At 73.0% G+C, this 10,317-nt stretch carries 12 protein-coding genes and 1 pseudogene; 7 read left to right on the top strand and 6 right to left on the bottom strand.

The features are described from left to right. The 3 genes from AB0G13_RS31925 to AB0G13_RS31915 all read right to left on the bottom strand — a co-directional run. A partial coding sequence (locus AB0G13_RS31925) for a putative manganese transporter (RefSeq protein ID WP_357882516.1) occupies nt 1-453 on the bottom strand: 453 nt, incomplete at its 3' end. A gap of 60 nt (nt 454-513) precedes the next feature. Then, nucleotides 514-1,383: a manganese catalase family protein gene (locus AB0G13_RS31920; protein ID WP_357882513.1), complete on the bottom strand. Its 870-nt coding sequence runs from the start codon at nt 1,381-1,383 to the stop codon at nt 514-516. 86 nt (nt 1,384-1,469) lie between these two features. Further along, nucleotides 1,470-2,228 (bottom strand): HAMP domain-containing sensor histidine kinase, encoded by a 759-nt coding sequence (locus tag AB0G13_RS31915; RefSeq protein WP_357882510.1) that lies wholly within the window; start codon nt 2,226-2,228, stop codon nt 1,470-1,472. 38 nt (nt 2,229-2,266) lie between these two features. Between AB0G13_RS31915 and AB0G13_RS31910 the strand changes: the two genes are divergently transcribed. The 4 genes and pseudogenes from AB0G13_RS31910 to AB0G13_RS31895 all read left to right on the top strand — a co-directional run bounded on the left by AB0G13_RS31910 (nt 2,267) and on the right by AB0G13_RS31895 (nt 5,090). After that, entirely contained in the window at nt 2,267-2,908 is a 642-nt protein-coding gene (locus AB0G13_RS31910) for a response regulator transcription factor (RefSeq protein WP_357882507.1), read from the top strand. 137 nt (nt 2,909-3,045) lie between these two features. Beyond that, nucleotides 3,046-3,393: an Lsr2 family protein gene (locus AB0G13_RS31905; RefSeq protein WP_350927678.1), complete on the top strand. Its 348-nt coding sequence runs from the start codon at nt 3,046-3,048 to the stop codon at nt 3,391-3,393. Nucleotides 3,394-3,964: 571 nt separating this feature from the next. Continuing rightward, nucleotides 3,965-4,195, top strand: a pseudogene (locus tag AB0G13_RS31900) (MFS transporter); the annotation flags it as partial. A gap of 298 nt (nt 4,196-4,493) precedes the next feature. Continuing rightward, a complete protein-coding gene (locus AB0G13_RS31895) occupies nt 4,494-5,090 on the top strand; it encodes a hypothetical protein (RefSeq protein WP_357882503.1) in 597 nt (198 codons plus the stop codon). 33 nt (nt 5,091-5,123) lie between these two features. On the opposite strand, the gene AB0G13_RS31890 is transcribed toward AB0G13_RS31895, so the two are convergent. Next, nucleotides 5,124-6,008, bottom strand: coding sequence for a hypothetical protein (locus tag AB0G13_RS31890; RefSeq protein ID WP_357882501.1), 885 nt, complete (start codon nt 6,006-6,008; stop codon nt 5,124-5,126). A gap of 156 nt (nt 6,009-6,164) precedes the next feature. Between AB0G13_RS31890 and AB0G13_RS31885 the strand changes: the two genes are divergently transcribed. After that, on the top strand, nt 6,165-6,755 hold the full coding sequence (locus AB0G13_RS31885) for a GNAT family N-acetyltransferase (protein WP_357882498.1): 591 nt from the start codon (nt 6,165-6,167) through the stop codon (nt 6,753-6,755). 299 nt (nt 6,756-7,054) lie between these two features. Continuing rightward, nucleotides 7,055-7,441, top strand: a complete 387-nt coding sequence (locus AB0G13_RS31880) for a YciI family protein (RefSeq protein WP_357882495.1) — start codon at nt 7,055-7,057, stop codon at nt 7,439-7,441. Nucleotides 7,442-7,449: 8 nt separating this feature from the next. Here the strand turns inward: AB0G13_RS31880 and AB0G13_RS31875 are convergent, their stop codons facing one another. After that, the gene (locus AB0G13_RS31875) at nt 7,450-8,319 is read right to left on the bottom strand and encodes a phytanoyl-CoA dioxygenase family protein (protein WP_357882492.1); all 870 of its coding nucleotides are present in this window, start codon (nt 8,317-8,319) and stop codon (nt 7,450-7,452) included. A gap of 143 nt (nt 8,320-8,462) precedes the next feature. Here AB0G13_RS31875 and AB0G13_RS31870 point away from each other — a divergent pair, with 143 nt between their 5' ends. Beyond that, complete coding sequence (locus AB0G13_RS31870; protein WP_357882489.1) at nt 8,463-9,191, top strand: helical backbone metal receptor; 729 nt, start codon at nt 8,463-8,465, stop codon at nt 9,189-9,191. Nucleotides 9,192-9,226: 35 nt separating this feature from the next. Here the strand turns inward: AB0G13_RS31870 and AB0G13_RS31865 are convergent, their stop codons facing one another. Then, nucleotides 9,227-10,180 (bottom strand): TerC family protein, encoded by a 954-nt coding sequence (locus AB0G13_RS31865; protein ID WP_357882486.1) that lies wholly within the window; start codon nt 10,178-10,180, stop codon nt 9,227-9,229. Between the last annotated feature and the right edge of the window lie 137 nt (nt 10,181-10,317).

Raw genomic sequence — 10,317 nt, 5'->3', positions numbered from 1 at the left:
CAGGCCACCGGCGCGCCCCGCCTGGCACCCGCGTCCACCGGCGCGGCGGTCGACCGCACGGGCCGGGTCGATGCCGAGTGCGTCGACGACGTACCCGGTCACCAGGCCGACCGCGAAGAGCAGCGCGTGGATCTGGAGGGCGAACACCGGGTTCCAGGCGAGCACCACCCACGACGAGTCCCCCATGGTGGCCGCCAGCGCGGCGACCACAGTGCCGAAGGAGACCTTCCCCCGGGCGTACAGCGGCATCAGGATGATCGCCCCGCCGCAGCCGGGGCTGACGCCGAGCAGGGCGCCGACCAGCGGACCGAGCCGGGGTCGGCTGGTGAGCCCGTCGGTGACCCGGTCGCCGTAGCGCCAGCGCAGCCAGCCGAAGAAGGCCACCATGACGGCGACGTAGACACCCACCTGCATGAACGCGTCCGCGAGCGGACGGAGCACGAGTTCGGTCACGGCACACCTCCTGCGGGTACGGGGCCGCCCGCCGCTCGCGGACGGCCCGGCGCGACGACGTCAGGTGAGCTTGCTCTTGACCTTGTTGACGGCGCCCTTGGCGAGGCCCGGGTTCGTGCCGTAGAGCCGTGGGTCGCCGGGCGGCAGGACCGGCTCGGGCGCGTGCGCGCGCGGGCTGTGGTCGTAGCGGAACTCGCCCTTGCCGTCGGGCGCCGGCCCGGACGCCCAGCGCCCCTCCGACGCGTCCGTGCCCGGCGAGAAGTCCAGGTACGTGTAGCTGAACTTCTCGGTGAACTCCTTGGAGTCGGGGAACGCGTCCGGCACCGGCATCTCCTCCAGGCCGTCCTCCTTGAGCTGCTCGATGGCCGCCATCCACATGTTCTGGTGCATGGTGTCGCGGGCCAGCAGGAAGCGCAGCATGTTCTTGACCCCGGGGTCGTCGGTCATGTTGAACAGCCGGGCCACCTGGAGCCGGCCCTGCGCCTCGGCGGTGACGTTGAGCTGGAAGTCGGCCATCAGGTTGCCGCTGGCGGTGATGAAGGCGCCGTTCCAGGGCACGCCGTTGCTGTCGGCCGGCAGGGCGCCGCCGCCGCCGTGGATGAAGTGCGCCGGGTTCGACCCGCCGTAGATCGCCCCCACCATCGGGTTGTCGGCGGCGGCCTCCTGCAACGACAGCGGCGCGTTCTCCAGCAGCCGGGTGATCATCGTGGCGATCATCTCGACGTGGCCCATCTCCTCGGTGCCGACGTCGAGGAACAGGTCCTTGTACTTGCCCGGCAGGCGGCAGTTCCAGCCCTGGTAGAGGTACTGGTTGGCGACGGTCATCTCGCCCCACTTGCCGCCCAGGATCTCCTGGAGCCGGCGGGCGAACGCGGCGTCCGGGCCGTCCGGCTTGGCCTCGAACTGCAGGTCCTTGATGTGGCTGAACACGTGTCCTCCTCGGTGCCGGTCGGGCTGTCACCGAGGCGGTTCCCGCGCCGGTCGGCCCCATCGGGCCAACCGGCGGCCCGGCGGGGTCAACCTGTCGCCGGGGACGCGGGCAGCACCACCTCGAGGGCCACCCCGCGCGGTCGCAGCCGGTGCAGGCGCAGGCGTCCGCCGTCGGCGGCGAGCAGCCGCCGGACGATCCACAGCCCGAGCCCGGAGGGCCCGGCGGCGGGAGCGGGCCGGCACAGCGCCTCGACGAGGGTCGGGTCGATCCGCCCCTCGTCGGTGACGACGATGCGCAGACCGGAGCGGCCGAGCGCGGCGTGGATGCCGATCCGGCCCTCGGCCGGGCCGTGCCGCAGCGCGTTCTCCACCAGGTTGGTCACCACCTGCCGGGTCCGGCGCCGCGGCACCGGGCAGGCCCCGGCCCGCCGGGTCACCCCGGTCAGCCGCCGGTGCGGGGGCACCAGGGCCGCCGCGCCGCGCAGGATCTCCGCCAGCGGCGCCGCCGGGTCCGCCGCCGGCGCGAGGGCCCCGGTGCCGGCGGCGGCGTCGCGCAGCAGGCCCTGCAGGTGTACGGCCTGCTCGTGGGCCAGCGCGGTGATGGCACGCCGGTCGTCGCCGGTGAGCGGGACCCGGTCGTCGGCGAGCGTCCGGGTGAGCGAGGTGAGGGCGCTGACCGGGGTGCGGAACTCGTGGCAGAGCACGCGCAGCAGCAGTTCCGGGTCGGTGTCCAGGGCCGCTGGGTCGGCCGGACCGGGTTCGGGCCCCGCCCACCGGAGCACCCGCAGCGGTCCCCGCCCCCCGTGCCGTCCGCGCATCCGCCCGACCTCCCTCGTTCGGCCCACGGCCGCATGATCGGTACCCGCTCGGGAACGGACCAGACATGCCCGCTCCCCCCGTCGTCCGGTTGGCCGTCGTGGACGACCACCCGCTGTTCGTCCGCGGGCTGGAACTGCTGCTGCCGGCCACGACCGACGGGCGGGCGGAGGTGGTGGGCTCCACCGGCGACGCGTCGGCCGCCGCCTCGCTGGTCAGCCGCTGCCTGCCCGACCTGGCGCTGGTCGACCTGCACATGCCGCCACCGGGCGGGATCCGGGCGGTGGCGGCGATCCGGCGCACCACGCCCCGGGTGCGGGTGGTGGCCATGTCGGGCGCGGAGGACCCGGCGCCCGCCCTGGAGGCGCTGCGCGCCGGCGCCGAGGCGTACCTGCCGAAGACCGCCGAGCCGGAGGAGTTGCTGCCCCCGCTGCTGGCCGTCCTGGACGGCTGGGCGGTGCTGCCGGGGCACCTGCTGCGCGCGCTGCTGCGTCCCGGCCGGACGGCCCCGGTCGACCTCGACGACGAGGAACGGGCCATGCTGCGGGCCATCGCGGCGGGCCGCAGCACCGTCGAGATCGCCGAACGGATGCACGTCTCGGAACGCACCGTGAAGCGGATGACGGCCGCGCTGCTGCGGAAGTTGCGGGTATCCACCCGTACCGAGGCGGCGGCGCTCGCCGGCCACGCCGGCCTGCTCGGCGACTGAACCCTGGGCTTTGCGCCGAGCCGTTTTCCCGCGATAACGCGACCCGCCGAAATGAGGACGACGCGTATTGTTGCGGATTTGCCGTGGGATACGTCAAACTTTGACCACACCCCGCCCCACACAGGGAGTAATTGACGATGGCGAGAAAAGTAATCACGGTCCTGACCGACGACCTCGACGGTGGAAAGGCCGACCGGACCGTCGAGTTCAGTCTCGACGGAGTGGCCTACACCATCGACGTCTCCGACGAGAACGCGGGCGTACTGCGTAAGGCCCTCGACCCGTACATCAACGCTGGCCGGCGGATCGGTCGCGGATCCGTCGACACCGGGCGGGCGCCCCGCCGGGCGGGCACGCCGGGCGGCTCGGGAATGGACCGGGAGCAGAACCGGGCCATCCGGGAATGGGCCACCAAGAACGGCTACAAGATTTCCGAGCGTGGCCGCATCCCGGTCGAGGTCGTGGAGGCGTACAAGAACCGCTGACCGGCACCGGGTTCACGCTCGGGCTCGTGCGGGGTCACGCTGAGGAATCAGCGCGGCCCCGCCGGTCTTTTCCCACGGCCGTCCATTCGCACGACCGGCACCCGGCGGCGGGTCCATTCTCGGCCCGGCCCATTCGCCGCTTCGGCCATCGGCGAGTCGCCGGCCGGTCGACAACCGGACACACGCCTCGCCCTCGCGAGCGTGATCATCGCCACGATCGCACCACCGCGACCCGGGGTTCCGTCGCACTTCCCGAGCGTAATGATCGACAGCTTTGTCGGGCATTACCGGTACGGATCTCGGGGGTGGCGGATGACGCGCTGGTGGAGCCAGACGGCCGGCGGGTTGCCCCGCACCCTCTGGTACCTCTGGACGGCCACGCTGATCAACCGGCTGGGCAGTTTCGTCGCCATCCACCTCGGCGTCTACCTGGTGTCGGTACGCGGCCTCAGCCCCGCGTACGCCGGGATCGCGGTCGGGTCGCACGGGGCCGGCAGCGCGGCGGGGGGCGTGCTCGGCGGGGATCGCCGCGGACCGGTGGGGGCGGCGGCCGGCCACGCTCGCCGGGAACGTGGCCGCCGCGACGACGGCGGCGGTGGCGCTGGGCCTCAGCGGGCACCCGGTGGCGATCGCGGTCCCGACCCTGCTGCTCGGGCTCTTCCTGGGCGTCGCCCGGCCGGCCTTCACGGCGACCATCATCGACGTGGTGGGCGAGCGCGACCGGCTGCGGGCGCTGACGCTGAACTACCGGGCGATCAACATCGGGTTCGCCGTCGCCGCGACCGTGGCCGGCCTGCTGGTCCGGGTCGACCCGCTGCTGCTGTTCGCGGTCAACGCGGCCGTGCTGCTCGGCACCGCCGCGACCTCGATGCGCACCACGTCGAAGGCCGGGGTCTGGTTGGCCCGCTCCATCATCGGCACCCGGTGTGAGCCGCCCCCGGCCCAGACCGCGCACTGGGCGGTGCCGGAGCCGGGCAGCCCGGGGATCTGGATGGTCACGTCGTCCGGCTCGGCACCACCACCGACCTTAACCGCACCAAGGCGAAGCACCAGATAACCGCCTGATCGCCACTGTCAGACCCCTGATGCACTGTCCAGCCATGGATCAGAACAAGGCAAGACCGCTGCGCGACCAGGCAGAGCTGCGGAAGATCCTCTCCACGGTCCTTGACCAGATCGATCCGGACGCCACAGGACTCGACTACCGGCTGGTCGGCACCAGCGCCGCCCTGTTACAGGGCGTCGAACTTCCCGCAGGTGACATCGACATCCTGGTCGCCCGACGAACCGACGTCGACAGCATCGCAGCCGCACTGTCCCGATTCCCCTGCCTGCATCCGCCGGTTTGGCTCCCGGACGCCCGGCAGTACTTCGCGCACCACCAGGTCGAGCAGATCGATGTGGGTGCCAGCACCGTCGAGCGGCCGGCCGATACCGACGCGCTCGAATGCACCGGGACCGGCCCGTGGCAGCACTACGTCCAGGTCCAGTGCGGCAAGTACGTGGTTCCCGCCGTCCGGCTAGAACTCCGGTTGGGCTCCGAGCTCTATCGGGACCGCCCGGACCGCTACATGCCGCTGATCGATCACATGCGCGTGCATGGCGCCGATCTTCACCTCGTTCGGAAAGTAGTGGCCGAACGCGGGGTGCAACCAGCGATGCAAGCACGCGTGCTTGATCTGCTTCGCCATCCCTGACACACGGGCGGTCAGGTGCCGAGGCGGGGCGGGTCAGTCCGCGCAGAGGTGGGCGAACGCGAAGCCGTCCGTCATCTCGTCCTGCCGGGACTCCAGCCGCCGGATCTCGGCCAGCAACTCGTCCCGGGGCGTCAGCACCGGCTCGGCCGCGTCCAGCGCGCGCATCCGCTCGCCGACGGCCACCGCCGCCAGGTCCTCGGCCAGCCGCCCCGGATCCACCCCGGCGGAGACGCGCTGCTCGTGCACCGTCACCCGCTCCACGAGGCAGGCGTCGGGGCGTACCTGCACCCAGCTCCACCCCTCGGCCGGCCCGCCGGCCCAGCGCACGTGCAACCCGCGGACGATCGGGTCGACCAGCCGCCGCGCCACGTACGCCTCGACGGCGGCGGCCCGGGCCAGGGCACCGAGGTCGTTGACGTGACCGGTGCGCCCGTCGGGCAGCCGGCCGAGGATGTCGCGGAAGCCGACCGGGGGCACGTCGACGTCGTCGGGCTCCCCCGCGCCGAGGGCCGCGTACCCGCGCGCGTCGATCACGTACGCCACGATCCGGCGCCCGTGGGCATCGGCGCGCAGCGTCGGCGACCCGATCCGCAGCACCGCCAGGCCGACCGCCTCGGCGACCGCGTTCTTCAGCCGCTCGACCCGCTGCCCGGCGGAGCCGGGGGGCGCGACGGGGCCGATCTCGACGGCGAACACCGGCCGGGCCGTGTCGGCGGCACAGACGACGAGGTCGTAGCCCTCCCGCAGGGCCGTGCTCCACTGGTTGCCGGTGACGCCCGGCGGACGCCCGTGCACCAACTCGCCGAGCCGGCGGGCACCGTGCACGAGCTGGCCGCCCCGGGCGAGCAGCGGACCACGCCCGCCGTCGCCGGCAACCGCCCGCAGCCAGGAGCCGTCCCCACCACCGGTGCTCGTCATCCGCCTGGTCCGTCCGTCCCGCCGCCGATCGGAGGCCGACTCGTCGGCCGGGGCGAGTCTAGGCCGTCGATCATGACGGGCGTGGTGGCGGTGCCCCTCGGGCCGTACGGCCGGAATTCGTTTGAGGCCCCACGCCCTTGCCGGTGGGATGGGCGGGTGACCGTCTTCCTGAGCACCCCGCGGCTGGTGCTGCGCGAGTTCACCCCCGACGACGCCGACCTGCTCGTCGAGCTGGACGGCGACCCCGAGGTGATGCGGTACCTCACCGGCGGGCGCCCCACCCCGCCCGAGGCCGTCCGGGAACGCGTCCTGCCCCGGATCCTCGCCCACTACCGGCATCCGCCGGGGCTGGGGTGGTGGGCGGCGCTGGGCCGGGAGTCGGGCGACTTCCTGGGCTGGTTCGAGTTCCGCCCGACCCGCGACGGCGACGCCCGGGAGGTGGAGCTGGGCTACCGGCTGCGCCGGGCCGCCTGGGGGGTCGGTCTCGCCACCGAGGGCTGCCGGGCGTTGGTCGACAAGGGCTTCACCGAGCTCGGCGTGCAGCGGGTCACCGCGAACACGATGACCGTCAACGCCGCCTCGCGGCGGGTCATGGAGAAGGCCGGGCTGCGGCTCGTGCGGACGTACGTCGAAGACTGGCCGGAGATGATCGACGGCGCGGAGCACGGCGAGGTGGAGTACGCGCTGACCCGGCAGCGCTGGCTGCGCGCGATGGCGAGGCCATCGGCCGATCCAGGGGCGAGCTGAAACGCGCATCCCTCTACCGGGCCAGCCTTTTCATCGCCGCGCCATCATTTGGCTTCCATAATCGACAGGACGGCCCTGGTACTCCAGCAGGAGATCCGTTCAGGGCTCAGTATTTGCCTGCCGGGCTTAGCGCTGGTCCTGGCAGGGTCCTGTCAGCTGTGGCGGTAGAGGCACCGGGCGGACGCGAACGGCGAAGATCCCGATCAAGGTTCTTCTGGCATAGCATCTGATCGCGGCGAGTCGCTCACTGGCAGACGAGAGGCGGCGAAACGCAGCCGCCGGAACAACGGAGACGTGGCATGACGCGGTACTTGGTTTCGTTCGATGACGGGTCGATGGACCACATCCGAGACGAGGATCTCCCCGAGGTGAACAAGGCCACGCACGCGGTGATGCGGGAGGCCGTGCATGCCGGTGTGTTCGTGACCGGCGGTGGAACCGATCGCCAGAGTGCAAGCACCGTAGCCACGGACGGAACGGTCACCGATGGCCCTTACCCGGAGACCAAGGCGGTCATTGGCGGCTTGGTGGTGATCGATGTGGCCTCGCGCGAGGAGGCATTGACGTGGGCGGCCAAGTTCGCCTCCGCTTGCCGCTGCGCACAAGAGGTTCGGGAAATCATGCCCGATCCTGAACTGGACGCGGTGCTTGCTGTTCCAGCGAGAGATCCGTCCAAGGCTCGGTGACGTCCGGGTCACTCCGCGCCCATCACCAGGCCCTCGATGGTGTGCTTCTGCCGGATCGGCGTCAGGGTGTCGACCACCGGGCAGGGCAGGTGGGCGCGCACCTGCTCGGGCAGGCCCGCCCAGTAGCCCCGGGTGACCGCCATGTCGTGGTGGTCGGCGTTGCCCGCTCCCGGCGCGTCGACGCCGAGCACCAGCACCGGGCGGGACAGGGTGGAGACGTTCGGCGTGCCGCGGTGGATGGTGAGCGCGGACCGGGCGGAGATGTCGCCGCGCTGCGGGTACTTGCGGACCGCCCGTTGCGCGTAGCGGGGGTAGCGCTCCCGGGGCGGGAACATCTGGTGGTCGAAGTCCCGTCCCTCGTCCCACTGGGTGCCCGGGGCGATCTCGAACGGACCCATCTCCTCCACCGTGTCCACCGTGGTCAGGTTGAAGGCCAGCGACGTCAGCCGCCGCTGCCGGCGGGTGTCCTCCGGCATCGGGAAGTCCCGGTGCCACGGCTGCATGGCCGCGCCCGGAAACGGGATGTCGAAACCGAGCTCGACGATCTGGTAGTCGGGCCCGAGCACGGCCCGGCACACCGACACCACCCACGGGTGGGTCACCAGGTCGACGAAGCCGCGCAGCTGCTCGGGGTGGATCTCCACGTACCACCGCTGCGGACCACGGCCGACCGCGCCGTCGGGGCGGGAGCGGGCCTCCCGGAAAGCGGCCTCGATGTCCTCGCCGACCCGGTCCACCCAGTCCACGGCGAAGGCGCCCCGGCACGCGGTGATGCCATCCCGGTAGAGGTCGCCGAGCGCCTCCAGGGGGACCTCCTCCTCGACGGGGGCGGCGGGCTGGTCGGCGCGCGGCGCGGGCGCGGTGGAGTGGGACCTCATCGAACCTCCTGACGGGACCAGCCGAGTATTACAACGTTGTAGAGACGTCGCAAGGGACGCCGGGCCGCGACCCCTGCGGCGGGTCGGGGCATGATCGACCGGTACGCCGGTGGTCGGCGCACGGGACCGGGGAGGTGCGCGGGGTGCGGGTCGTTTCGCTGGTGCCGTCGCTGACCGAGGCCGTCGCCCTGACCCTGCCGGGTCTGCTGGTCGGCGCCACCGACTGGTGCACCCACCCGGCCGGGCTGGACGTGGCGCGGGTAGGCGGGAGCAAGTACCCCGACCTCGACCGGGTACGCGCGCTGCGACCCGACCTGGTCCTGCTCAACGTCGAGGAGAACCGCCGGGAGGACGCCGACGCGCTGGCCGCCGCCGGCGTGCCGGTGCGGGTCACCTACCCGCGTACCGTCGACGAGGCGCTGGCCGAGCTGGCGGACCTGCTCCGCGACCTGGGCGCCCCGGCCGAACCGGAGTGGCTCGCCGCAGCCCGCCGGGCGTGGTCCGGGCTGCCCACCGCCCGGCCGTCCCGCCGGGCGGTGGTGCCGGTCTGGCGGCGGCCGTGGGTGGTGCTCGGCGCCGACACCTTCGCCGGCGACGTGCTGCGCCGGCTCGGTGTCACCAACGTGTACGCCGACGGCGTCGAGCGCTATCCCCGGCCGCCCCTCGACGAGCTGCGCGCCCGCGCGCCGGAGCTGGTCGTGCTGCCCGACGAGCCGTACCGCTTCACCGCCGACGACGGGCCGGAGGCGTTCCCCGGCACCCCCTGCGCGCTGCTCTCCGGCAGGCACCTGACCTGGTACGGCCCGTCGCTCGCCGAAGCGCCCGCCGTGCTCTCCGCCCAGCTCGCCGACCCGGTCGTGCGGGCGGGCTGAGCGCCGCCGCCCGGCCGCGACCGGTGGACGCGCGGTCAGCCGCCCGCGCGCCGGCGCCGTTCCCGACGGGCGTCGAACACGCTCCACCCGATCGCGATCGACAGCGTCAGCACCACCACCGCGAGGGTCAACCAGACCGGCAGCTTCCCGACCGGCGTCTCGGCCAGGATCAGCTTCGCCCCGGCGAAGGCCAGCAGCACGGCCAGCCCGTACCGCAGGTAGCCGAAGTGCCGCAGCAGCCCGGCCAGGCAGAAGTACAGGCTGCGCAGGCCGAGCACGGCGAACGCGGTCGCCGTCCAGACGAGGAACGTGTCGGTGGTGATGGCCAGGATGGCCGCCACCGAGTCGATCGCGAAGACCACGTCGGTGGCCTCGATCGCGACCAGCGCCACCAGCAGCAGCGTGGCCCGGCGCCGGCCGCCGACCCGGACGGTGAACCGGCCGCCGTGGTAGCCGGGCTCCGTGGGCACCAGCCGCCGGAACGCCCGGACCGCGACGTTGCGGTCGGGGTCGACGTCCGGCTCGCCGCGTACCGCGAGTCGCCACCCCGTCCAGATCAGGAAGGCGCCGAGCGCGACGCCGGCCCAGGCCAGCCGCTCCAGCAGCTCCGCGCCGGCGAAGATGAAGGCCAGCCGGAACGCGAGCGCGCCGACGACCCCCCAGAAGAGCACCTTGTGCTGGTACGCGGCGGGCACCCGGAAGTACCCGAACAGCAGCGCGAAGACGAAGACGTTGTCCACGGAGAGCGCCTTCTCCAGCAGGTAGCCGGAGAAGTACGCCACGGCCGGCTCGCCGCCCCACCACAGCCAGATCACCAGGCCGAAGGTGAGCCCCGCCGCGATCCAGATACCGCTCCACAGCAGCGCCTCGCGCAGTTCGATCACGTGGTTGTCGCGGTGGGAAAGCATGTCCACGGCGAGCATGACGGCGATGACCGCGCCCACCGCCGCCCAGGCCCAGAGGGGTGCCGCGAACGTCGCCTCGTCCACCCGGCGTCCTCCGCATCCCCCGACGGCGGCTCCGCTCCCGACGCGCGGCGCGGCCGGCGCGGGTGCGCCCCGGTTGCCTGCGGCGCGGGCCCGTCCCCGGCGACCCGGCGGCGGGCCCGCAGCGCGTCCGATCCCGA

It is taken from the genome of Micromonospora sp. NPDC023633, from assembly GCF_040640035.1.
Lineage (GTDB): Bacteria > Actinomycetota > Actinomycetes > Mycobacteriales > Micromonosporaceae > Micromonospora.
The sequence above is the reverse complement of the archived record's forward strand: the minus strand, read 5'-3'. Positions and strand labels throughout refer to the sequence as shown.

Coding starts and splice junctions, on each gene's coding strand:
- AB0G13_RS31895 (WP_357882503.1), top strand. CDS start 4,494: ATGGATCAGAACAAGGCAAGACCGCTGCGCGACCAGGCAGAGCTGCGG.
- AB0G13_RS31910 (WP_357882507.1), top strand. CDS start 2,267: ATGCCCGCTCCCCCCGTCGTCCGGTTGGCCGTCGTGGACGACCACCCG.
- AB0G13_RS31905 (WP_350927678.1), top strand. CDS start 3,046: ATGGCGAGAAAAGTAATCACGGTCCTGACCGACGACCTCGACGGTGGA.
- AB0G13_RS31875 (WP_357882492.1), bottom strand. CDS start 8,319: ATGAGGTCCCACTCCACCGCGCCCGCGCCGCGCGCCGACCAGCCCGCC.
- AB0G13_RS31890 (WP_357882501.1), bottom strand. CDS start 6,008: ATGACGAGCACCGGTGGTGGGGACGGCTCCTGGCTGCGGGCGGTTGCC.
- AB0G13_RS31880 (WP_357882495.1), top strand. CDS start 7,055: ATGACGCGGTACTTGGTTTCGTTCGATGACGGGTCGATGGACCACATC.